This window comes from bacterium (genome assembly GCA_028820935.1).
Lineage (GTDB): Bacteria > Actinomycetota > Acidimicrobiia > Spongiisociales > Spongiisociaceae > Spongiisocius.
This window is the reverse complement of the sequence record JAPPHZ010000030.1, coordinates 34422-57123: the sequence shown is the minus strand read 5'-3', so window position 1 is coordinate 57123 and position 22702 is coordinate 34422. Positions and strand designations below refer to the sequence as shown.

Here is a 22702-nt window from a genome sequence, read left to right as displayed (position 1 = left end):
CTCTAGCCGAACCGGCGGGGCGAGAAGGGATCCAGCTCGAGGTCGGTGGGTCGGTCGCAGATGATCTGGGCCACCAGCCGGCCGGTTACCGGCCCGTGCGACAGGCCGAGCTTGCCGTGCCCGACGGCGTAGGTCACGTTGCGCCAGCCGGGTGACCGGCCGATGATGGGAAGCCCGTCGGGCGTCACCGGTCGCAGACCCGCCCATCTTTCCAGCACCGTGAGCTCGGGGTCGAGCCGGACGCGGGATCGAACGTTGGCCTCCACCGTGGCCAGCCGGCGTAACGACGGCCGAGTGTCGAGGCGGCCCAACTCGAGCCAGCCGCTCATCCGCAGTTGGTCTCCGATCGGGTTCACCGCCACCCATCGGTCTCCCAACAGGATGTTGTTGCGAGGACCTTGGCGGGGCGCCGCCACCGTCATGCTGTAACCCTTACCGGCCTGGATGGGGATCGACTCACCGAGCAGGGCGGCCACGCCGGGGGTCCACGCGCCGGTGGCGATCACAACCTCGTCAGCCGCCAGGTCGCCCCGCGCGGTCACCAGGCGGTCCACCCCGCCGTCCGAGGTCCGGAAGTCCAGCAGCCGCGTTTGGGGAACGAACACGACCCCGCGTTCGGAGAGCACCGACACGATTCCCGACATGAAGCGGGCGGGATCCAGACCGGCATCATCCACGCACCGGAATCCCCCGACGACCCCCTCGTCGAGTGCAGGCTCCTGCTCGCGGAGTTCGGCGGCGTCGTATCTCTCGACGGTGACGCCGTACCGCTCCATCGTGTCGGCCTCGTGCCGAGAGGCTTCGAAGGCCGCCGGATCTCCGTAGGCGTACAGGAGTCCCGACTTCTGGTAGGAACACTCGATGCTTTCACGCCTGATCCACTGCACCGCCAGGTCGGCGCTGAGGAACCCGAGTGTGGACAGGGCGATCGCCCCCGCATGGGCGGCCCGGGAGTTGCAATTGCGGGCAAACCGGATCATCCAGCGCAGGTACGACGGGTCGATCGACGGACGCACGGTGACCGGACCGGTCCGCCGGATCATCCCACCCACCACGCCGGACAGCACGCCGGGGGCGGCCATGGGGATCAGGTGGCTCGGGGTGATCAACCCGGCGTTGCCGGCGGCGCTACCGCGCCCGATCCGTCCCCCGTCGATGACGACCACCTGGCGACCATGCGCCGCCAACTCGTATGCGACGCACAGCCCGACCACGCCGCCACCGATCACCGCCACGTCGGCGCGGCGCGGCAGGGATGTCACGGGCGGCGACCCTTCGTACGATGGATGCGACATCTGGAACCCCTCGGCGGACCGCTCTTCAACGCGGGACGGGACCGTCCTGCTGCTCTCCAGGTGTCATGGCGGCGCGGAATTGGTCCAGAAGGTGCTCGCCCGCCTCCAGCACGTTCTCAACCATCTGTTCCGATGTCCGAGCGGCCTCGTCGATCACTTCCCGAACCCGGGCCACGGCCTCATCGGCCTGGACGGTCACCACGGTCCGGGCCTTGGCTGAACCCTCCGCGATCCGGTTCTCCCGGCATTCGTCGAGCGCCGCCCGCAGCCGCCCTACCTCACGCTGCAGCCGGTCGTGGAGTCCCTCGTACTCGGAGATCGTCTTGACCACGATGTCGAGAAAGGCGTCGACCTCGTCCTCGGCGTACCCGCGCAGGGCAACCGAGAACTTGACCGCCTGGACCTCGTTCGAACTTATCCGCATACCATCCTCGTCATCTGCATATGATCCTCGCCACGATCATTATCGCCACGATCAGGATGATCGGCGACAGATCCAACCTGACACCCCCCACAGGGATGGCGGGAAGGGAGCGCCGGAGCGGCCGGAGCGGCGGATCCACGATCCGCGAGAGCACCGCCACCGCCCGGCCGACCGGGTGATCGCCGGGAACCTCGATCCAGCTCAGGACGGCCCGGGCGACGATCGCAACCACGTAGAGCTGCAGCAGATTGCAGATCAGCCGGATCAAGCCCGCCTCAGACGTCGATGTCGTACAGGCCCAGGGAGGCCAGGCGCTGTAACTCCTGCCGGGTGATCGTGACCCTCGGGGGGCGCACCAGCAGGACTCCCGCGGCCGGTTTCTGGATGGTCCCCTCCAACGCATACACGAGGCCGCACAGGAAGTCGACCAACCTCCGTACCGTCGGAGGATCGAGACTCTTCAGGTTCACCACCACCGGAACCTGTTCCCGGAGTACGTCGGCGACCTTCCTCACGTCATCGAATCCGCGGGCCTCGAGTATCTCGGTGTAGCTGGCCGAGATGACGGCCGCCTCCGGACCCCGCACGATGACATCCGAGTCGCCGCGTGCGGAAACCACCGCGGGCCGCTGGTAGGGAGGGACCGGCTCGGCGATCCGGGAACTCCGGTCAGCCGGTGTCTGCGGCTGATCGTCCACTATGCGGAACTGGCTCCGCGGCGGAGGCCGGCGGCTGGGCATGTCGGTCCGGGTTCCGTAACCGGGGTTCAGGGAGGGCTCTCCTTCGTCCACGAGACCCATCCATGTCAGCAGTTTGTTCATGGCGCTCATTTCTGTACCGCTACGGCTCAGGGCCCAAAGATAGCCCGTCCGATGCGAACGATGGTGGATCCTTCCTCGATCGCCACCTCAAAATCGTCCGTCATGCCCATGCTAAGCGCCATAGGACGCCCCAGCCGGGCGGACAGCTCGTCCCTGATCTCCCGCATCCGGACGAAGTAGGGGCGGGAATCCTCTGGTCTCGCGCCGATCGGAGGTATCGCCATCACTCCGGCCAGCGGGACCCCCGCCGCTTCCCACCGCTCGAAAGTCTCGACCACGAGATCGGGTTGGACCCCCGACTTCTGGGGCTCCCTCCCGATGTTGACCTGTAGCAGGGTCGGTGGGGGCCGGTCCGCGCCGCGCAGCCATGGCTTCACCAGCCGATCGCGGTCGAAGGAGTGCAGCAGGGCCACCAGCGGCCGGACCATCCGCACCTTGTTGGTCTGGAGCGGGCCCACGAAGTGCCATTCGAGGTTGCTCGGGAGCCGGCCGGCCTTCGACGCCAACTCCTGCCCCCGGTTCTCACCGAACACCAGATGTCCGGCGGCGATGGCCTCCTCCAGTACGGCGGGTGGGCGGCCCTTGCCGATCGCCACGATCCTCACGTCGTCGCGGTCCCGGCCCGACCGGCGGGCAGCGTCCTCGACGCGCCGGACCACCTCGCGCAGGCGGACGGCCACGCTCACGGAATCCATCCCAAGGCCGCCAAGCGATGCTTGGTGCGGTCGGCCCGGAACGAGAACCAACCCTCCTCGCAGCGAGTACACGCCTCGGCCGACCACCACTCGGCCTGCGGGACCTGCTCACGGACGGCGGTCGCCAGATCAACGGTCGTCATGCCACCGGTGGACTTGACGTGCCTGTCACGGAACAGGACGGCGACTTCCGGACCGACCTCGAAACAGCAGGGCCCGATCAACGGACCGATGGCAGCCCTCAACACCGGACCGGGCCGCCTTCCCAGACCCTCCAGACGGCGGGCTGTCGCCGCTACCACGCCGGCCACCACCCCCCTCCATCCGGCGTGCGCCACACCCACGGCATTCTCGGTCTCCAGCACCACGCCTGCGCAGTCGGCGGTCATGACGGCCAGAGGCAGAGCCTTTGCGCTACTAACGAGGGCGTCGCCGGGCCCGGCCCGGCCCGGTTCGGTGACGGTCAGTACCTCCGCCCCATGAACCTGGCGGAGCGAAGCCCACTCGGATGGGACCCCGAGCGTCCTTGATACCGTCTCGCGATCACCGGACAACATGTCGCCGGCCGCGGCGGTGGTGAATGCGGCGCCGCGGAACCGGGGAGGCCGGATCAGCACCGTCGACCGGCCGGATGTCCCCGGCGTCTCCGTGTGCGTTCTATTCCCGGAGCCAGTCGGGTATGTCCAGCGGATCATCCTCGGCCGACCGGAAAACGCCCTCCGATCGGTCGGAGTACGGGGTGCGCCTTGACGCTCCCGATCCGGACGGACCCGCGGAAGGCGATCCCACCCCGGCGGCGATCACGGTGACGCGCACCTCCTCGCCGACCGACTCGTCGGAGGTAGCACCGAAGATGATCTGGGCATCGGACTCGGCGTGGTCCTGGACGGCCATGGCCGCCTCGCTCACCTCGGCGAGGGTCATATCGGGCGGGCCGCAAATCGAGAGCAGGACACCCTTGGCCCCGTCCATCGTGGTTTCGAGCAAGGGGCTGGACATCGCCTGCTGGGCCGCCTGCAGCGCCCGACTCTCGCCCGATGCCCGTCCGATACCGAGCACGGCCGCGCCGGCTCCGCCCAGAACCGTCTTGACATCCGCGAAGTCCACGTTGATGAGGCCGGGTGTGGTGATGATCTGGGCGATGCCGTTGACCCCGTCCGTCAAGACCTGGTCGGCCATCGCGAAAGCCTCCATCATCGTGGTGGAGCGATCAGCCTCGGCCAGCAGGTTGTCGTTCGGGATGACGATCATGGCGTCGACCGCCTCCCTGAGCGCGGCTATGCCCTGCTCGGCCAGCTTGGAACGGCGATGACCCTCGAATCCGAAGGGCCTGGTGACGACCGCGACGGTCAGGGCATCGAGGTTGCGGGCGACATCGGCCACCACGGGTGCGGCGCCCGTTCCCGTTCCCCCGCCCTCGCCGGCGGTCACGAAGACGAGATCCGAACCGGCCAGCGCTTCCTCGATCTGTTCCCTGTTGTCCTCGGCGGCGGACCTGCCCACCGACGGATCCGCGCCGGCGCCCAGTCCTTTCGTGAACTCGCCGCCGATGTTGAGCTTGACATCTGCCTCCGACATGAGCAGTGCCTGCGCGTCCGTGTTCACGGCGACGAACTCCACTCCCCGGATTCCGGCTTCGATCATGCGGTTGACGGCGTTCGTGCCGCCGCCACCCACCCCGACCACCTTGATGACAGCCACATAGCTACGGAGGGGGCTTTCGTTGATAACGGTCATTGGGTGTGTCGTTCCTTCCATTCACCGCTTCGGCATTGACAGTCCGCTCCGGACACGCCCAATGCTAGAGGCAAAGCTTCGCGTTCTAGTGGAGACTCGGGAAGCATACGCCATCCGATTCCTTAAGGTTCTAGATAAATCTCTGCTTCTAGTTGAGACTTAAGGTATTCGAGTCCGGGCAGCGTCCTGCCGACCGACTTCCAGGGCCGGACTGCGGGACGGCTCGGGGCCGTGACGTCGATGAGTCCGACCGGAGCGGTGTCGAGGATCGTGAGGAGCGAGGTCGCCTTGGCCGCCATGTCGCTGGGTAGGCCGAGCCGGGCTATCCGGTTACCCACCCAGACCCACAGCTCGCCGTCGCTGGCCTCGAAGAGACTCCGCTCCGCCAGGTCATCCGGCAGGACCGCGATGAAATCCAGCGCGCCGCCCACCTCCGGGACCTCGATCCTGGCGCCCAGCCCGGGGTCATCGATGACCACGCGGATCTGCGGGAGCCGGGTGGTCGGCGTGGACGCGTAAGCCAGCACCACGCCATCGTCGGCCAGAACCCCCCATCTGTCCCCCAGGTCGATCCAGGCTGTGTCCACCCGCTCCCGAACCACCACTTCGACGCGGGTGGGGAACACCAGCTTGACGGAGGCGGCTGCGATCCTGGGATCCTCCATCAGGTGGGTTTCCACCGTGGGGGCGCGGATGGTGACCAGCGGCCTGCCCTCGACCACCCCGCTCCGTTGAAGAATGTCTTCGACCGGCACGCGCACCGCGCCGCTGACGGCCACCTCCTCGACACTCATGAACGGGGACATCAGGAACCACGCCACACCGCCGGCACAGGCCAGGATGACCAGCATCCAGATGGACCTCCGGATGCGAGTCCGAGCCTGCTGTTCGGCGACCTCCCGGCGCCGACGTTTGATGCGGGGCTCGATGGTCAATCCTGGTTGCCTCCGGGCGATTGCCCCGTTCGATCGTGTGGAAACCCGATGAACCTCACCTCCGGTTCCAGCAGGATTCCCGTTATGTCGAGTACCAGCTTCCTCACGTCCCGGACCAGGCTGAACACATCCTGCGCGGTGCCGCCGGGATCCACTACGAAGAAGTTGGCGTGCTTCGGGGAGACATGGGCGCCGCCGCGGCGCATCCCCTTCAGCCCCAGCGCGTCGATGATCCGCCCGGCGCTGTCTCCCGGCGGGTTGCGGAAAACGCTACCGGCGTTGAGGGTTCCCCCGGGCTGGTGATCGCGCCGCCAGCGAATGGCCTCGCGCATCAGCGCCACGATCCTCTCCCGATCACCTTCACACACCGAATAGGAAGCATCGAGCACGACCTCATCGGCGCCCAGGTTGCTGGTCCGGTAGCCGAGACCGAGCCGGCCGGCTTCCCGCTCGACGACCGATCCCGAGCCGGCATCCAGGATCGACGCCGACCTGATCACGTCAACGGTCTCTACGCCGAAGAATCCGGCGTTCATGCGGACCGCCCCTCCCACCGAACCGGGTATGCCTACGTAGAACTCCAGCCCGGACAGGGACTCGTCGGCCATCCTTCGAGCCAGCACGGGCAGGCTGACAGCCGCTCCAGCCCTGACGATCCGCTCCTCCCGGTCCACGGCAACCTGCCTGAACCCGGCACCCAGCCGGATCACCAGGCCGGGGTATCCGTCGTCGGATACCACCAGGTTGCTTCCCCGTCCCATGACGACCATCTCGATCCCGCGTGCCCGCGCCGCCAGCGACACCGACCGCAGCTCCTCCACGTTCCCGGGCTCGCAGAACCAGCGGGCGGGTCCGCCCAGCTTGTACGTGGTGAGCCGGGACAACTCCACCCCCGCGCGGACATGGCCACCGGCTACGAGTCCGTCCCAGCCTTGCATCAGCGCCCGGCCAGCCGGTCGACCAGGCGGTCGGGCAGGGTGGTTATGTCTCCGGCGCCCAACGTGAGGACCAGGTCGTCCGGCCGGACCTCCCCGGCGACCAGATCCGCCGCCTCCTCCAAGCCCGGGACGTAGCGAACCGCCCCGTGCCGGCCACTCGCCGAGTCTGCCACCAGCTCTCCTGTGACGCCCGGCCGGGGCGCCTCACGAGCCCCGTAGATGTCGGTCACCACCACCCGGTCCGCCCCGGCCAGGGCCTCCCCGAACTCGGATGCCAGCGCCGCCGTCCTCGAATAGAGATGGGGCTGGAACACCACCCAGAGCCGGTTCCGGTCCACCGGGGCCAGTGCCTCGATGTCGGCCGCCACCTCGGCGGGATGGTGGGCATAGCTGTCGATGATGGTCACGTCACCGACCGTGGCCCGATGTTCGAGCCGCCGCCGTACCCCCTCGAAACGCGCCAGGCTCTCGATCACTGCTGCCAGGTCGTAACCCAGCTCGGACAGCAGGGCCAGCACGCCACAGGCGTTGCGGGCGGTGTGCAGGCCGGGGCTGCCGACCTTCACCGATCCGGTAGGGAACCGGCCGCCGAGCCGGAAGGACACCGAGCCGGGACCGGGCTCGACATCCGAGATCCTCCAGACCGCCTCGGGAGAGGTGCCGTACCCCGGCCGCCCGGTCCGCTCGGCCAGGCGCCGCCCACCCGGATCGTCCACCCCTACCACCACGGGGCCGTCGACCCGGTCGACCACATCCCGGAAGGCATCCTCCAGGCGTTCCTGCGTCCCGTAGTGGTCAAGGTGGTCGGAGTCGACATTGGTGACCGCCAGCCCGGCCAGGACCAGGTGGGCGAAGGTCCCGAAGGCCTCATCGGCCTCGAGCACCAGCAGGTCGGCCACGCCCAGGTGGGCATTGGCGCCGGAACCCGCCAGGTCACCACCCACCACGAAGGAGGCGTCGATCCCCAGCGCTCTCGTAGCTGTCACCGCCAGGGCCGTGGAGGTGGTCTTGCCGTGCGTTCCGGTGAAGCCGAGAGTAGGTACGCGACCGGTTATCTCGCGGAGCAGGCGCGGACGGTCCCACACCGTGACCCCGGCGTCTCCCGCCGCCACCAACTCCGGGTCCGTGGCGGGAACCGCCGACGAGGCCACCACCAGGTCGCACTCCGCCATCCGGTCGGGGCGGTTGCCCACCCACGTCTCTACGCGGTGGCTATCCAGCCCTTCGAGGCCGGCGCCCCCGACCAGGTCGGACCCCGATACGACGTGACCCATGGCCGACAGCAGCTTGGCGAGCGGACCGATCCCGGCACCCCCCGCCCCCACGAGGTGGATTCGTATGCTCTCATCGAGCCGCGACATCCGCGCCATCCATCATCATGGTGGCAATGGTGGCAGCAGCACCCGGCCTGGCTGCGTCAATTGCGGCCCGGCGCATCCGGTCGCGCCGCTCCGGGTCGGCAAGCAGGTCCTCCAGGATCCCGCCTACAGAACCCAGCCCGGCCTCCTCCACCAGCACGGCGGCGCCGGTCTCGACCATGGCGCGGGCGTTGGCAAGCTGATGGCGTCCGGCGAACGACCCGGGCACCAGGACGCTGGGAGTGCCGGTCACGGCCGCCTCCATCATGCTTCCGCCGGCCCGGGAGAGCACCACGTCCGAGACGCCGTAGAAGAGGTCCATCCGGTCCTCGAAGCCCAGCACCCGCCTCGTCACCGAGGACGCGTCTCCGGTGGTCGACACCTGAGCCCGGTTCCGGTCGCCCGCGAGGTGAACGATCTGGATGGGCGCGCCCTTCCACCTCTCCGACAAGGCGGTGACAGCCTCATTGATCGACCCCGCGCCCAGGCTCCCTCCCATCACGCCGACCGTGTCCGGGCCGGACTCCAGTCCGTACCGCGCCAGCGCGTCCGGCCGGACCGCGGCCTTGTCGAGCGTGGTGAGCGATGACCTCAGCGGGTAGCCGACGACCTCCCCGGCCAGCCCCCTGGTACCGGGAAACGAAACCAGGGACCGGTCTGCCCAGCGGCCGGCCAGGCGATTCGCCAGCCCGGCCCCGGCGTTCTGCTCGTGGATGTAGAGCGGCACGCCGGCCTGCCGGGCGGCGATGGCGACCGGCACCGTGACGTAGCTTCCCATGCACAGCACGGCCCTGACCCTGCGCTCACGGAATTCCCGCGCCACGGTCCGGGCGGCCTTCCACACGAGTTGCGGGATGCGGAGGTTGCGGGCCGACAGGCGCCTCTCCAGGCCGTGTATCCGTATCCGCAGCAGCGGGTAGCCCTCCCTCGGGACCAGGTCGACCTCCATCCGGTCTCCTCCGATGAACAGCACGTGCTCCCTACCGACTCCGGCGGCGACCAACTGCTCCGCCACCGCCAGGCCAGGAAAGATGTGCCCACCGGTGCCTGCCGCGGCGATGGCGAAACTCACCGGGCCCGCCGTTCCGGCGCCGGATCGGGTACGTGCGGGGCGTTGCGCGCCACGTTCACCAGGATCCCGACCCCGGCCATGGCCACCAGCATCGCGCTACCACCGACCGACACCAGCGGCAGGGCCAGGCCGGTAACCGGAATGGCGCCAACCGCACCACCCACGTTGACCAGCGACTGCACGCCCAACCAGGCGGTGATGCCGCTGGCGAGGAGGCGGGCGAACATGTCGCTGGTCCGGTAGGCCACCCACACCCCGACCAGCGACAAGCCGGCCAGGGCGAACAGCAGGGCGGTCGCCCCGATGAAACCGGTCTCCTCACCGATGATGGTGAAGATGAAGTCGGTGTAGGGATTGGGCAGGTATGACCAGCGGGACCGGGAGGCGCCCAGCCCGACACCCAGCCAGTGGCCGCTGCCGAGGGCTATGAGGCTCTGGATCATCTGGAAACAGGCGTCGCTCGGGTCGGACAGCGGGTCCAGGAAACACAGGAACCGCTGGCGGCGGTACTCCAGCGAGTAGGTGGCATACCCGATCACCGCCAATCCGGTAGCGCCGATGCCGGCGATATACCGGAACGGCACCCCGGCCGCGATCATCATGACCCCGGCCGCCCCGGCCACGATGATGGCGGTTCCCAGGTCGGGCTGCCAGACGATCAGCGCACAGGTCCCGCCCACTGCGAACACCATCGGGCCTGCCCACTGGCGCGGCTCGTCGAGGCGGTCTCTTCGACGGGTGAGGACGGCGGCCAGGAAAACGATCACGGCCAGCTTGGAGAACTCCGAAACCTGGACGGTCAGATCACCGAATTCCAGCCACCGGTTGGCGCCGCCCCTCCTCACACCGACCATCAGGGTCACCACCAGCCCGGCGAAGGAGAGGCCCAGGGCATAGGGGGCGATCCGGCGGTACCAGTTGTAGGGAACCATGGCCATGATCACCATCGCGCAAACGCCTACGACCACCCACTGCAGCTGCCTCTTGAAGACCGCCAGCCGATCGGCCTCCTGGATGATCCCGGAGGCTGAGGAAGCCGACAGCGTGGCCCCAAGGCCGATCACCAGCAGGCTGGCGGCCAGCACCAGCACGAACACCACCACCCTGGATCGAGACAGAGCGATCTCGTCGCGGCGGCGGGCCCAGACGCGGAGGTCCGCGATCGACGACAGGCGGTTGCTCATTCAGCAGCCGCCGCGGATGCGGGCGCCCTCGGGTCCCGGCCGGCCCGGACCCGACCCAGGTACTCGTCGACGTGCTGGATGAAGACGTTTCCCCGGTGCTCGTAGCAGGTGAACATGTCGAATCCGGTGGTGCCCGGCGAGAGCAGGACGGTATCCCCGGCCCGGGCGTGGTCGGAGGCCATCCGCACCGCCTCCTCCATCGAACCGGCCAGGGCGGTGGGCAGACCCGCGGCCATCTCCACCAGGTCGGGACCGCACTCCCCCATCGCCACCATGTAGCGGACGTTGGGCGCCCGCACCAGGGGGGACAGGTCGAGGCCCTTCCTCACCCCGCCCGCGATCAGCACCACTGACGGATAGGAACGGATGGCCGCCATCGCTGCATGCGGGTTGGTGGCCTTGGAATCGTCCACCCAGGTCACGTCGCCGAGCGAGCCCACCACGGTCCGCCGATGGTGGCGGTGCCGGAAGCGGGACGCCACCCTGGCCGCCGCCGCCGGGTCGGCGCCCAGTTCTACGGCGGCCACGGCCGAGGCCACCAAGTTCACCCGGAAGGAGTAGTCGAGGTCGGGCATTTCCGCGATCGGCGCCATCCCGCCGGGAAGCATCAGGCCGCCGGCGGCGAACCCGAACGGCCCCTCCGGGCCCGGGCCCGGCTCGGCGCCGGTCACCGGCGTCTTGCGGCCTGGGGCCCCGAGCGCATGGGCGACCGCGCCCGGATCCCCCTCGTCGTAGACCAGCAGGTCCTGGTCGGAGAGATGGCGGGAGATGCGGCCCTTGGCCAGCCGGTAGGCGATCAGCGATCGATGCCAGTCCACGTGGTCATCCGCGACGTTCATGAACACAGAAACCCGCGGCGCCAGCGAGTAGGTGTACTCAAGCTGGAAGCTGGAGATCTCGAGGACCACCACCTCGCAGCTTCCCGGCAGGACATCGCTGATCGGAACCCCGATGTTGCCGGCAGCCACCGCCCTGATGCCCGACTCAACCAGCATCTCGGTGGTCTGGCGGCACACGGTCGTCTTGCCGTTGGTGCCCGTAATGGCGATCACCGGGCAATCGAGATGGCGAACGGCCAGCTCAACCTCGCTCCAGATCGGTATTCCCGCCGCTCGGACATCCGTCAACGGCGGCAGATGGGGCATGAACCCGGGGCTGGCCACCACCAGCGAGACGCCCGCCAGCATGGAGGGGTCCCACTCGCCGGCAACTGTCTCCACCCCGGCAGGAGCGCCATCGAGAGCGTCGGCGCGCCGGTCGTAGATGCGGTGTTCCATCCCCAGCCGGGTCGCCAGCCGCGACGCGGCCTGCCCCGAGATACCCGCACCCAGCACCAGGGTGTGCATCAGGAACCTCCTAGCTGGCCCACGGCGAGGAAGTCCCCGTAGAAGATCCCCAGGCCGAGCGCCACGCCGATCGCCGCAATGATCCAGAAGCGGGTGATGATGGTGGTCTCCGGCCATTCCTTCATCTCGAAGTGATGGTGGATGGGCGCCATCCGGAATACCCGCCGCCCCCCGAACCACCGGAACCCCGCCACCTGGATGATCACCGACAGGGCTTCGATCACCCACAGGCCGCCCAGGATCACGAGGAGCAGGTGCGTGTTGGTCAGCAACGCGATCGCGGTGATCCCGCCCCCCAGGGCCTGGGAGCCGACATCCCCCATGATTATCCGGGCGGGACAGGCGTTCCACCAGAGAAAGCCGAGGGAGGCGCCCATGATCGCGGACGCCACGGTCGCCAGGCCCAGGCTTCCCTCCACGTTGTAGATCTCGGGATGCCGGAAGATCCAGAAGGCGATGATCATGTACGAGGCCGCCACCAGCGCCACCGATCCCGATGCCAGCCCGTCCAGGCCGTCGGTGAAGTTGACCGCGTTCGAGAAGCCGGTGAGCAGCAGGAGCACCCAGACGGCGAACGCCGCCCCTCCCAGGTCGAGGGCCGTGGGCCGCGTGAAGGCAAGGGCGGTGGAGGCGCCGCTTGCCACCGCGCCCCATGTGAAGAGCCCGGCCACCGCCAGCTGACCGATCAGCTTGGCCGTGATACCGAGACCTTTGTTACGGAACCGGGAGAGCTTCTGGTAGTCGTCGATGAAGCCGACCACACCCATGCCGACGATGGCGCCGATCACGAGCAGCCCGGAGGTCTCGAAACCGGTCTCGACCAGATCGATGCCGCCGTCGTCGAATCGCACCCGGAACTGCGACACCGCATAGCCGCACAGGATGGCGGCGATGATGACGATGCCGCCCATGGTGGGCGTGCCCGACTTGTGCATGTGGCCTTCCAGCTCCTGCTGGATGAACTGGCCGATGTTCAGCGCCCGGAACAGGCGGATGGCGTAGGCGGTACCGAAGATGGCCACCCCGAAGGCCACCGTGGCGGCGGTGAGCATGGCGATCATCGGAGGCCACCCGTGAGACGGTCGACTGGCATGGCCGCTATCCCGACCGGGCCGCTAGCCAGGAGGCGGCCACTTCCCGGTCGTCGAACGGAACCACCCGCGATCCGAAGTCCTGGTACGTCTCGTGGCCCTTGCCGAGGATCAGCACCACGTCGCCTGGCGAGGCGTGGTCGATCGCCAGCCGGATGGCCGCGTGGCGGTCCACCTCCGCCAGCACGCGGGCTCGACCACCCCTCGTACCGGCCACCACCTGCGCTACCAGCGAGGCAGGATCCTCGCTACGAGGATTGTCGGATGTGATCACCGCCAGGTCGGCCCGGGCCGCGGCCGCTCCCAGGAAGGGTCGTTTCGTGGCGTCCCGATCCCCCGCGCCGCCCACCACCACGATCACCGAACCGCTGCTATGGGCGCGGGCGGTCCGGACCACGGACTCCACCGCCTCGGGGCTGTGGGCGTAGTCGACCAGCACCTGGAAGGGCTGACCCATGTCCACCGGATCGAGCCGGCCCCTCACGCCGGTCATGGAGGCCAGACCCGCTCTGATGGGGCCGAATCCGATACCCACCTGCTGGGCGCACGCCGCCGCCACGGCCGCATTGTGGATGTTGTGAAGACCTCCGGGACGCACTTTCAGGGTCACGTCCCGACCCTCGATCCGGCAGCGGAAGCGGGCGCGAGAGAGATCCGGGTCAGGAGAGTTGATCGACACCTCATGGCCGGGGCCATGGCCGACCGTGACGACGGGCCGGTTACCCGATCCGGCCAGGCGCCGCCCGGCGGCGGTGCTCACATCGATGACGTGAACCGAGGCGCGACCGTCGAAGAGGCTGGCCTTGGCCAGGTAGTAATCCTCCATGTTGCCGTGGAAGTCGAGGTGGTCCTGGGACAGGTTGGTGAACGCGGCCACCCTGAAGGTGGTGCCTTCGACACGGCTGAGGGCCAGGGCATGCGAGGACACCTCCATCGCCACGGTCGAGACCCCGCTGTCCACCATTCTTCGAAAGAGACGTTGCAAGTCGGCCCCCTCCGGAGTCGTGTGCGAGAGGGTCTCATCGACCCCCTCCAGCGTGACGCCCAGAGTTCCTATCCTCCCGAACGATCGACCGGCGGCCCGGGCGATCGCCTCCAGCATCACCGTAACCGTGGTCTTGCCGTTGGTGCCGGTCACGCCGACTATCTCCAGGCTGCGGGAGGGCTCGCCGTGAACCATGGAGGCGGCCACGCCGAGCACCCGACGGGTATCGGGAACGCGGATCTGGGGAATCGCGACCGGAACGAACCGATCCTGCACCAGGGCGGCGGCCGCTCCCCGCCGGGCGGCATCCTCCAGGAATCGGTGGCCGTCCACGATCCGGCCGGGCACCGCCACGAACAGGAACCCGGGGCCGGCCTCGCGGCTGTCGTGGGTCACATCACCGATCGGGACCGAGCCGTCGCCCCTGAGCTCACCGCCGATGCGGCCGGCCAGGCGGGCGAGCGTGAACCGGTCATCAGGCATCCGGTCGTACTCCCATCTGGTGGAGGGACGCCTCCATGATCCGGGAGAAGGCGGGAGCAGCCACCGCGCCGCCGGTCCGTTCGGCAACGGTCGAACCCACTTGGGGTGAGTCCACGACCACCACCAGCACCAAACGGGGGTCGTCGACCGGCGCCATCCCCACGAAGCTGGAGATGTAGTCCGTGGTGTACCCCCCGAGGTCGGAGTCGAACCTCCGGGTGGTACCGGTCTTGCCGGCCACCGTGTATCCGGGCACGGCCGCGTTGGTACCGGTGCCGCTGTCCACCACGGACTTGAGCAGGAGGCGCACCGTGCGGGCGGTGTCCTCGGTTATCACTCTGGTCCCGGCTGAGGGCTCGGTCTGCTGGAGGCCGTCTCCATCCGCCCAACCGATCATCAGGCGGGGTCCCATACGGACGCCCCCGTTGGCGATGGTGCTGTACACCGAGGCCATCTGCAGGGCGGTGACCGAGAGGGAATAGCCGATCGAGGCGGAGGCCGGGCAGGTCGGGCAGCCGTGCGGGAGGTTGACCGCTCCGCCGGCTTCGCCCGGGTAGTCGATGCCGGTGAGCTGACCGTACCCGAACGCGTCCAGATACGACCGCAGCTTGTCTACGCCGAGGTCACGGCCGATCTTCACCATGCATACATTCGAGGATAGGCGGACGCAGTCCCTGACCGTCATCACCATGGGTTCATGCGGGCTGAAGTCCCGGTAGCAGCCGAACTCCTGCACGCCATCGCCGTCACAAGTGTTCTCCACGACTTCGAACTCGTCCTGCACCAGGTATTGGGTGTCCCAGGCGACCACTCCCTCGTTGAGGGCGGCCGCCACCGTAACCGCCTTCTGGGTGGAGCCGGGCTCGTAGACGGAGCGGATGGCCATGTTCACAAGGCGGCCCGAATCGATGTCGTCCTGCGTTCTGGTGGTCGGGTCGAACGCCGGCGCCACCGCCATGGCCAGCACCTCGAAGGTGCCGGGATCCATGGCCACCGCGATGCACCGCTTCGCCTGGGCCACCACCAACGTCTCCACGCACTCCCGGTAGGCCATGAACTGGATCTCCCGGTCGATCGCCAGGACCAGATCGGCGCCCGCCACGGCGGGCTCTATCTCGGTGCGGCCTTGGGGGATCAGCTGCCCTCTCGCCGCACGCTCGGCCAGCACCCGTCCGGGAACGCCCGTCAGAAGGTCGTCGTACTCGGCTTCGACCCCCTCGATACCCTCCGAATCTATGTTGACGAAGCCCACCACATGGGCCGCGAGCGGCCCGTAGGGGTATACCCGCTTGGGCTCCGGCAGGAGGTGGATGCCGGGAAGCTCGAGAGCCTCCACCTTGGCCGCGGTGTCGGTGTCGACCTGGCGGGCGATGAACTGGAAGGTGGTGTCCGAATACAGCTTGTCCCGGAGGGTGTGGATGTCGACCTCGAGCAGCTTGCTCAGCACCGAGGCCGTTCCCGACGGATCCTCGATCTGGCGCGGATCCGCATATATGGAGCGGGACTGGGAAGTGATCGCCAGTTCCCGGTTCTGACGGTCGAAGATGGTTCCCCTAACCGCCGCGGTCTCCTCCACCCGGATGAGCTGCCGGTCGGCAGCCTCCCGGTACGCGGCCGCGTCCACGACTTGAACCTGGTAGAGCTGGTAGCCGATGAATACCCAGCACCCGACGAAGATCAGCGCTATCGACAACAAGCGCACGTCGGTCGACTGCTTGACGAGCCGCCGCGGCTTCCTGGTCGCCATCGGCCTCAGCCTTCGCGGGTCTGGGTCGAGGCTCCGCTGTCTCCGACCGGTTCATGACCCGCCGCGGACACGGGGATCACATCTTCGGGCAGCACCATTCCAAGCATTCTCTCTGCGATCGGCACGATCTCCCAGGGAGACTGGAGAGCTCTCTTCTCCTCCTCCAGGTGGGCCTGACGCTCCAGCTCCACCTGTATCTGCGCCTGCGTGTTGCTGATCTCGTACACGACCTCGTCGACCGCGGTCCGCAGGAAGATGAACGCCAGGAAGGCCGCCACCGCCACCACCGTGTAGACCACCCAGGTGAGCGGGCGCCACCAGGTTGCTCCTCCCCCGGACAGGACGCGGAGACCGGCCGGAGCAGGAGCGGGAGCCGGTAGCCGGCGCGCCGTCACGCCACCTTCTCCACGGCGCGGAGGCGGGCGCTTCGCGCCCTCGGGTTACGGAGCACCTCTTCCTCACCGGGCTTGATGACTCGGCGAGCGAGAGCCGTCAACTCGACCGGAGGTTCGACAGGCAGCACCGGGCCGGGGACCCTGCCCTCCCCCCGCCGGAACCGGCGCTTGACGATCCGATCCTCGAGCGAGTGGTAGGAGATCGCCACGCATCGACCCCCCGGACGGAGTGCCTCGATACCGGAGTCAAGCCCTGCCGACAGGGCGCTCAGCTCGTCGTTCACGGCCATCCGCACCGCCTGGAAGGTCCGGCGCGCCGGATGGCCGCCCGAGCGCCGGGTGGCTGCGGGAATGGCCCGGCGGACCACTTCTGCCAGTTGAGCAGTAGTCCCGATGGGCCGGTGCTCGACGATCGCTCCGGCGATCCGCCTGGCGAACCGTTCCTCTCCCAGCGTACGGATGATCCGTACGAGCTCGTCCGGAGACGCCTCGTTGACGATCTCATGGGCCGTTCGGGTGGCATCCGGACCCATCCGCATGTCGAGCGGACCTTCACGACGGTACGAGAAGCCGCGCCTTCCCTCGTCAAGTTGACGGCTCGAGACGCCGAGATCGAGCAGGACTCCGGCTATCTCGTCCAGACCCTGGCTCGCCAGGATCCGGCCCAGGTGTCCGAAGTTGCCTACCACGAGCCGGAGCCGGCCGTGCTCGAACATGCGGTCGACGGCGGTGGGATCACGATCGATGCCGAGAATGCTGACCGAGTCGTCGAGCCTGGCGAGAAGAGCCGCAGTGTGACCGCCTCCGCCGAGGGTCGCGTCAACTATCACCCCGTCCTGTAAGGGCGAGAACAAGCTCACAACCTCTTCCAGCAGCACGGGTACATGGAACGGCCTCCCGCTCACCGGCTCCTCTTTCCTGGTTCCTGACCCATTGCCAGCCCTCCGATGCTTTCTTACCTAAGGGACTGCGGGCGGAGTAGGGACAATCCATTGGGTGTCCGGAGGGCTGGCAATGAGCAGGTCATCCTGCCGGTGGGGCTGTCTCGCGTCAATCGTTGGCCTGTGGTGAATCCTCCTGTCCTCCGGAATAGGCCGCCATGGCCGATGGTTGGTAGCGGGCCCACGCTTCCGCGGCCCATATCTCGGCGTACTCGCCGGCGCCGACGAAGATCACATCCTGCGAGAGCCCGGCGTACTCGCGCAACCTGAACGAGAGCTGTACCCGGCCGGCCGAGTCGAGATCGGGACGGGTGGCGCCGGAGAAGAAGGCCCGCACCTCGGCCCTGCCGGCGGCACTGGCCTCGTCGAGCTGCCCGATTGCTTTCTTTTTCTTCTCCCACACCTCCCACGGGAACACGTACAGGCAGCGGTCCCGACCCCTGGTCACGTAGAAGTCACCGTCGAGCAGGTCGCGGTATTCGGCCGGGAGCACGACGCGACCCTTGCCGTCCACCTTCCGCGACAACTCGCCTAGGAACTCCTGGCGCCGTTCCTTCATCACTCCGCTCGTAGTACCGTCCGCTACCCATCAGGGGCCTGGGAACAGCAGCTTACCACTTCCTCCCACCTGATGCACCAATCTTACACAAAATGACACCAACCGGAAATCGGATGGCGATGTACCGCCGGCCGGGTCGCGTGGGCCGGCCGGTCGGCGTCTAGAAAGCGCCCGGGGAGGGAATCGAGGCCCCGAGGGCTAAGATGAGAACCGGTATCAAGGCCAGCGGGGAGGCAGCGGTCGCTCTCGCTTGGCACCACCGACAGAACCGGCTGGCAAATCCCCCGAGGATCCGATGGCCACCTCACAGATCGAGCAACAGGTGATGTTGCGTCTCAGTTCGGCCGAGGTCCGCTATACCAAAGGACGGCGCCTACTCCTCCAGGCCTTGCAGCAATCCGACGGCCCGCGCTCCGCCCGCGACCTGCACAAGGATCTCGAAGAGGAGGTGCCCATGTCGTCCATATACCGCACGCTCACGACCATGTCCGATCTCGGCATCCTGGTCCCCCACCACGGCACGGGCGGGAACATCCGCTACGAACTGGCGGAGTGGCTGGTGGGACACCACCACCACTTGACATGCAGGTCCTGCGGAAACATCGACGACATCGAGTTGACAGGACACACCGAGTCGATAATCGACTCGCTGGTGTCGGCGGCAACCAAGGAGAAGGGGTTCACCGCCGCCGGACACTCCTTCGAGATCCACGGGGTATGCGCCTCCTGCGCCGACGCCGGTAGCAACACCGGATAGCCGGGGCGGGCATTCCGCGCCACCTCCGGGCGCGTTTCGGGGCCCGGAGTGATTCCAGCGGCTTGGTATGGTTATCCCGAGCTGAAAGGTACCCGGTTGGCCGAGCGAGCACTGGTTCTGAACGCAACTTACGAGCCGCTTTCGATCGTGAGCGCCCGGCGCGCCATAGTGCTGGTGCTGCGCTCCAAGGCCGACACCGTGGCCGCCACCAACCTGGTGTGGAGGAGCGCGGACCACAAGTTCGAGGTCCCCTCCGTGGTCCGGTTGCGAGACTACGTGAAGGTCCCCTACCACCGCCGCGTCCCGCTTACCCGGACTGCGGTCTTCGCCCGTGACCACCACCGCTGCCAGTACTGCCGCTCGCCCGCCGAGAGCCTCGATCATGTGGTGCCCAAGGCCCGGGGCGGCAAGCATACGTGGGAGAACGTGGTGGCCTGCTGCCGGCGCTGCAACGTCCGGAAGGGAAGCCGGCTTCCCGACCAGGCCGGTCTCAAGCTGACCCGAACCCCGGTCACCCCCAGCTACCAGGGTTGGCTGTACGCCGCCCTGAGCAAGTCCCGTGACCCGCAGTGGGTCCCCTACCTCCTGGCCGAACCGGCCTGACGGCGTCCGGTGGGCTCCGCGCCCGTGATAACCTTGCCGACCCTTTGACATAGAGGTACCAGACATGCCCCCAGCAACGTCCACCATGCTCGCGCTGGGAACCCCGGCGCCCGGCTTCGACCTTCCGGACACGGTCAGCGGTAACCGGCTCAGCCTCGGCGATGTCGCCGGTCACAAGGCGCTGGTGGTGATGTTCATCTGTAACCACTGCCCGTACGTGGTCCACATCCAGCAGGGACTCGCCGATTTCGGCCGCGACTACTCCGGGGCCGACGTGGCCATCGTCGGCATCAGCGCCAACGACGCCTTGGGCTATCCGGACGACGCCCCGGACATGCTCGGGAAGGTGGCGCGCCGGCGTGGCTACCTGTTCCCGGTGCTCTATGACGAGACCCAGGAAGTAGCCAAGAGCTACACGGCGATGTGCACCCCGGACTTCTTCCTGTTCGGCCCGGAACGAACCCTCGTCTATCGAGGACAGTTCGACGGGTCAAGACCGGGTTCGGGCGTACCGGTGACCGGGGAGGACCTGCGAGCAGCCCTGGACGCCGTCCTGGAGGACCGGCCTGTAACGGAGGAGCAGTACCCCTCCATGGGATGCTCCATCAAATGGAAGCCGGGCAACAATCCTAGTTACTAGTTGTTAGTTGTTAGTTGAAACTAGGAACTAACAACTACAAACTAGAAACTAGACGCGGCGTAGGGTTCGACGCCACCGGAGGAACTCCTCCACTTCTGTCTCCGTAGGGGTGGAATCGGGCCGGCCGTAGGCGGTCTGCATGCGCCACTCGAGGTAACCGGGCTCCGGCCGGGGCACGAACGGCGCCTTCCTGAACCAGCCGGGAGCGGCCGTCGCCGCGGCCAACCGGATCGTCTCCCAGGCAAGCGACGGATGGCGGGCCGCCACCTTGACGAAAATGGTGCCCATGCGCCCGGACAGGTAACTGTCAGGCACAACCTCTCAGGTCCCGACAGCCTCGCCGAGTTGGTCCTGGACGGATTCGCGGCTCTTCGCGACGTGTCGCAGGAACTGCTCCCGATTCAACTCGAACAGGCTCTCGTCCCGGTCGACCTGGAGCGTCAGCTGCTCCAACTCCACGAAGAAGGACAACTGGCCCCGAAGAAGGTCCACCATGTTGTCAGGCTCCACGGAGAATACGGTGTCGCCGTCGGTCACGAGCTTCACGTCTCTCGGATCGACCCCCTGCCGCCGCAGGTAGTTCCAAGCCCGCCCGATCCGCTGGAGCGACAAGCCGTTGGACTTGAGCGTGACCACTACCCGCAGCATCACCAAGTCCCGGAACGAGTACTTCCTCCGCTTACCAGGACGTCCGTCCGTGCTCTGGATGGAGGGCTGCACCAGGCGCAACTTGTCCCAGTATCGAAGTTGGGAATGGGTGGCTCCGGTCAGTCTCGAGGCATCCTCGGAATTGAAGCCTTCTTGCAACAACTTATCTCCCTGGGATCTCCGGGGCACCAGTGCTACCGGAGTCTCTTAAGTCGTGTCGTACCGTGCCCGCAACCTGGCAGAGGCAACTGCGATGTCAAGCTCAATTTGGTTGAAGCCTCCGCCGCGAGGGGTCCGCGAATCCTAACCTGTACGAGCGCTCAGCGCCCAAATGGCCAACGGGAGTTTCGGCCATTCGGCAGAAAATCCCGCATCGGCTGACCCGGCACCCGGGTCGTGAGCCGGAGGATCCGGATCAGGGTCGCCGTCGACAGCAGCAGCACGCAGAATCCCCCCACCGCCACGACGGTGTTGAAGGAGAACGTGACGAGTAGGACCAGTGAGCCGACCACAACTCCGGCAACCGCTACGCGTAGATACCACTGGGGAATGCGGTTCAAGGAGGAAGTACGTTTGGTGAAGTCCGGGTCTTCGGCTTGAAACTGGCGCTCGATCTCGTCGAGGATCTGCTGCTCCCGCTCATTCAATGGCATCGAAGCTGCTCCGGTCCGTGTCCATCACCATGCAGTATACGCAAGCCCGATTCGCTGCGTCGCCGACAGTCCGACCCGTGTTTCAACGATGTTCAGGGACCACGAAGTCGGGAGACTCTTGGAAAGCGTGAAAAAAAATACGCGCCGTGTTCACATCGTATTCACGGGGTGAATCTCCCGGTGCTCGGCGGTCCGGAGCGGATCGGGCAGTACGCTGGGCGGGATGGTATCGGTTGTGCATCTGGTCAGGCACGGCGAGGTCGACAACCCTGACCAGGTCGTGTACGCCGACCTAGCCGGCTTCGGGTTGAGCGAAGGGGGGCGGCGCCAGGCGACCTGGGCAAGTACCCGTCTGACCGCGCATCCGATCGCCGCCGTCTACGCCTCTCCGCTCGATCGGGCCCGCGAGACGGCGCAGGTCATCGCCCTCCCGCACGGGCTCGAGCCGCTCGTGCTGCCGGAGGTGACCGAGTGGGCCTTGATGAGCAGGTGGGCCGGCCTGCCCTGGGCGGATCTGGACATCCATTTTCCCGGGGAATTGGGCGCCTACCTGGAGGATCCCATTGCCCTGGACTTCGCTCCCGAGTCGGTGACGGAGCTCGCCCTCCGGGTCGGGAGAGCGGTCGATGCCCTGGCCGATCGCCACTCCGGGCAGGAGGTCGTGGTGGTGTCCCACCAGGATCCGATCCAGGCTGCCCGGCTGCAACTGACCGGGCAGCACCTGGGCCGGCTCCATCAGGACAAGCCTCGCCATTGCGAGCTGATCACCCTGTCTCGATCGGCGGGGTGGCGTCAGGAGTCTCGAACAGTTGCTACAACTCCCCGGTCCGGAGCCGGCTGATCAGGGCGGTGTCGGTCTCGAACGCCAACTCGGGCAGGTCATCCAGCGCGAACCAGCCGATGTCGGAGGCGTCCGACCCGGCGACCATCTCTCCGTCCGTGGCGGTGCCGGCGAACCATATGCACACGCTCACCTTGGCCGGATCGTGGAAGTTGGTGGCCACGAACACCGGGGGGCCTATGGTCGCGACCAGACCGGTCTCCTCGAGGAGCTCCCGCGCGGCGGCATCGCGCACGTCCTCGCCATAGTCCACGTAGCCCGCCGGGATCGACCATCGCCCGGACCGGGTGGCGCCCGGTCCCCGCTCGACCAGAAGCACCCGGCCGGCATGGTCCCGCAGCAGCACCGCGGCCGCCAGCTGCGGGGCCCGGAATTCGATGCGGCCACAGTCCGGGCACACCCCCCGCTCCCGGCCGTACATCTGGGCCCGGTCGAGCTTGGCCCCGCAAGCAGGGCAGAAGACGGCCTCGCCGGGCCATCCGCCCTCGTATCTCGCTACCACGCCGGCCATCGTACCGGTCGGCTTCTGTTCGAGGAGGCGGTGCGCCAGAATG

Annotated in this window: 27 protein-coding genes; 4 read left to right on the top strand and 23 right to left on the bottom strand. The window is 67.5% G+C overall.

Annotated elements, in window-relative coordinates; translation table 11 throughout:
* Nucleotides 1–2 precede the first annotated feature (2 nt).
* The 19 genes from OXM57_07975 to OXM57_07885 all read right to left on the bottom strand — a co-directional run bounded on the left by OXM57_07975 (nucleotide 3) and on the right by OXM57_07885 (nucleotide 18006).
* A complete protein-coding gene (locus OXM57_07975) occupies nucleotides 3–1262 on the bottom strand; it encodes an FAD-dependent oxidoreductase (protein ID MDE0352617.1) in 1260 nt (419 codons plus the stop codon).
* A 58-nt stretch (nucleotides 1263–1320) separates the two neighbouring features.
* Entirely contained in the window at nucleotides 1321–1719 is a 399-nt protein-coding gene (locus OXM57_07970) for a DivIVA domain-containing protein (protein MDE0352616.1), read from the bottom strand.
* Between the two features lie 10 nt (nucleotides 1720–1729).
* The gene (locus OXM57_07965; GenBank protein ID MDE0352615.1) at nucleotides 1730–1987 is read right to left on the bottom strand and encodes a YggT family protein; all 258 of its coding nucleotides are present in this window, start codon (nucleotides 1985–1987) and stop codon (nucleotides 1730–1732) included.
* Nucleotides 1988–1994: 7 nt separating this feature from the next.
* A complete protein-coding gene (locus OXM57_07960; protein MDE0352614.1) occupies nucleotides 1995–2540 on the bottom strand; it encodes a cell division protein SepF in 546 nt (181 codons plus the stop codon).
* 26 nt (nucleotides 2541–2566) lie between these two features.
* Nucleotides 2567–3226 (bottom strand): YggS family pyridoxal phosphate-dependent enzyme, encoded by a 660-nt coding sequence (locus tag OXM57_07955; GenBank protein ID MDE0352613.1) that lies wholly within the window; start codon nucleotides 3224–3226, stop codon nucleotides 2567–2569.
* The gene (locus tag OXM57_07950) at nucleotides 3223–3852 is read right to left on the bottom strand and encodes a polyphenol oxidase family protein (GenBank protein MDE0352612.1); all 630 of its coding nucleotides are present in this window, start codon (nucleotides 3850–3852) and stop codon (nucleotides 3223–3225) included. Before OXM57_07950 ends, OXM57_07955 begins: the two co-directional genes overlap by 4 nt.
* A 40-nt stretch (nucleotides 3853–3892) precedes the next feature.
* A complete protein-coding gene (gene ftsZ / locus OXM57_07945; protein ID MDE0352611.1) occupies nucleotides 3893–4972 on the bottom strand; it encodes a cell division protein FtsZ in 1080 nt (359 codons plus the stop codon).
* Nucleotides 4973–5094: 122 nt separating this feature from the next.
* Entirely contained in the window at nucleotides 5095–5907 is an 813-nt protein-coding gene (locus OXM57_07940; GenBank protein ID MDE0352610.1) for an FtsQ-type POTRA domain-containing protein, read from the bottom strand.
* Nucleotides 5904–6845, bottom strand: coding sequence for a UDP-N-acetylmuramate dehydrogenase (gene murB, locus OXM57_07935; GenBank protein ID MDE0352609.1), 942 nt, complete (start codon nucleotides 6843–6845; stop codon nucleotides 5904–5906). Before murB ends, OXM57_07940 begins: the two co-directional genes overlap by 4 nt.
* Nucleotides 6845–8206, bottom strand: coding sequence for a UDP-N-acetylmuramate--L-alanine ligase (murC, locus tag OXM57_07930; protein ID MDE0352608.1), 1362 nt, complete (start codon nucleotides 8204–8206; stop codon nucleotides 6845–6847). Before murC ends, murB begins: the two co-directional genes overlap by 1 nt.
* Nucleotides 8190–9275 (bottom strand): UDP-N-acetylglucosamine--N-acetylmuramyl-(pentapeptide) pyrophosphoryl-undecaprenol N-acetylglucosamine transferase, encoded by a 1086-nt coding sequence (locus OXM57_07925; GenBank protein ID MDE0352607.1) that lies wholly within the window; start codon nucleotides 9273–9275, stop codon nucleotides 8190–8192. The genes murC and OXM57_07925 overlap by 17 nt, the downstream gene beginning before the upstream one ends.
* Nucleotides 9272–10459 carry a putative lipid II flippase FtsW gene (ftsW, locus tag OXM57_07920; protein MDE0352606.1) on the bottom strand — a complete coding sequence of 396 codons (1188 nt, stop codon included), beginning with the start codon at nucleotides 10457–10459 and terminating at the stop codon, nucleotides 9272–9274. The genes OXM57_07925 and ftsW overlap by 4 nt, the downstream gene beginning before the upstream one ends.
* On the bottom strand, nucleotides 10456–11805 hold the full coding sequence (gene murD / locus OXM57_07915) for a UDP-N-acetylmuramoyl-L-alanine--D-glutamate ligase (protein ID MDE0352605.1): 1350 nt from the start codon (nucleotides 11803–11805) through the stop codon (nucleotides 10456–10458). The genes ftsW and murD overlap by 4 nt, the downstream gene beginning before the upstream one ends.
* Nucleotides 11805–12866: a phospho-N-acetylmuramoyl-pentapeptide-transferase gene (gene mraY / locus OXM57_07910; GenBank protein MDE0352604.1), complete on the bottom strand. Its 1062-nt coding sequence runs from the start codon at nucleotides 12864–12866 to the stop codon at nucleotides 11805–11807. The genes murD and mraY overlap by 1 nt, the downstream gene beginning before the upstream one ends.
* Nucleotides 12867–12903: 37 nt before the next feature.
* Nucleotides 12904–14364, bottom strand: coding sequence for a UDP-N-acetylmuramoyl-L-alanyl-D-glutamate--2,6-diaminopimelate ligase (locus tag OXM57_07905; GenBank protein ID MDE0352603.1), 1461 nt, complete (start codon nucleotides 14362–14364; stop codon nucleotides 12904–12906).
* Complete coding sequence (locus OXM57_07900) at nucleotides 14357–16111, bottom strand: penicillin-binding protein 2 (protein ID MDE0352602.1); 1755 nt, start codon at nucleotides 16109–16111, stop codon at nucleotides 14357–14359. Before OXM57_07900 ends, OXM57_07905 begins: the two co-directional genes overlap by 8 nt.
* A 5-nt stretch (nucleotides 16112–16116) precedes the next feature.
* The gene (locus OXM57_07895; protein ID MDE0352601.1) at nucleotides 16117–16506 is read right to left on the bottom strand and encodes a hypothetical protein; all 390 of its coding nucleotides are present in this window, start codon (nucleotides 16504–16506) and stop codon (nucleotides 16117–16119) included.
* Nucleotides 16503–17411, bottom strand: a complete 909-nt coding sequence (gene rsmH, locus OXM57_07890; protein MDE0352600.1) for a 16S rRNA (cytosine(1402)-N(4))-methyltransferase RsmH — start codon at nucleotides 17409–17411, stop codon at nucleotides 16503–16505. Before rsmH ends, OXM57_07895 begins: the two co-directional genes overlap by 4 nt.
* A 145-nt stretch (nucleotides 17412–17556) precedes the next feature.
* Nucleotides 17557–18006, bottom strand: a complete 450-nt coding sequence (locus tag OXM57_07885) for a cell division/cell wall cluster transcriptional repressor MraZ (GenBank protein MDE0352599.1) — start codon at nucleotides 18004–18006, stop codon at nucleotides 17557–17559.
* 295 nt (nucleotides 18007–18301) lie between these two features.
* On the opposite strand from OXM57_07885, the gene OXM57_07880 reads away from it, so the two are divergent.
* From OXM57_07880 to OXM57_07870, 3 genes are all read left to right on the top strand, one after another.
* The gene (locus OXM57_07880; GenBank protein ID MDE0352598.1) at nucleotides 18302–18763 is read left to right on the top strand and encodes a Fur family transcriptional regulator; all 462 of its coding nucleotides are present in this window, start codon (nucleotides 18302–18304) and stop codon (nucleotides 18761–18763) included.
* Between the two features lie 96 nt (nucleotides 18764–18859).
* Nucleotides 18860–19366, top strand: coding sequence for an HNH endonuclease (locus tag OXM57_07875; GenBank protein MDE0352597.1), 507 nt, complete (start codon nucleotides 18860–18862; stop codon nucleotides 19364–19366).
* Between the two features lie 64 nt (nucleotides 19367–19430).
* Nucleotides 19431–20006, top strand: coding sequence for a thioredoxin family protein (locus tag OXM57_07870; protein MDE0352596.1), 576 nt, complete (start codon nucleotides 19431–19433; stop codon nucleotides 20004–20006).
* Between the two features lie 48 nt (nucleotides 20007–20054).
* Here OXM57_07870 and OXM57_07865 read toward each other — a convergent pair whose 3' ends face one another.
* From OXM57_07865 to OXM57_07855, 3 genes are all read right to left on the bottom strand, one after another.
* The gene (locus OXM57_07865) at nucleotides 20055–20321 is read right to left on the bottom strand and encodes a hypothetical protein (GenBank protein MDE0352595.1); all 267 of its coding nucleotides are present in this window, start codon (nucleotides 20319–20321) and stop codon (nucleotides 20055–20057) included.
* A gap of 6 nt (nucleotides 20322–20327) precedes the next feature.
* Complete coding sequence (locus tag OXM57_07860; GenBank protein ID MDE0352594.1) at nucleotides 20328–20813, bottom strand: MerR family transcriptional regulator; 486 nt, start codon at nucleotides 20811–20813, stop codon at nucleotides 20328–20330.
* A gap of 161 nt (nucleotides 20814–20974) precedes the next feature.
* Entirely contained in the window at nucleotides 20975–21307 is a 333-nt protein-coding gene (locus OXM57_07855) for a DUF3040 domain-containing protein (protein ID MDE0352593.1), read from the bottom strand.
* 223 nt (nucleotides 21308–21530) lie between these two features.
* Between OXM57_07855 and OXM57_07850 the strand changes: the two genes are divergently transcribed.
* On the top strand, nucleotides 21531–22148 hold the full coding sequence (locus tag OXM57_07850; protein ID MDE0352592.1) for a histidine phosphatase family protein: 618 nt from the start codon (nucleotides 21531–21533) through the stop codon (nucleotides 22146–22148).
* Here the strand turns inward: OXM57_07850 and OXM57_07845 are convergent.
* Nucleotides 22120–22650: an NUDIX hydrolase gene (locus tag OXM57_07845; protein ID MDE0352591.1), complete on the bottom strand. Its 531-nt coding sequence runs from the start codon at nucleotides 22648–22650 to the stop codon at nucleotides 22120–22122. The genes OXM57_07850 and OXM57_07845 overlap by 29 nt on opposite strands.
* Nucleotides 22651–22702 lie beyond the last annotated feature (52 nt).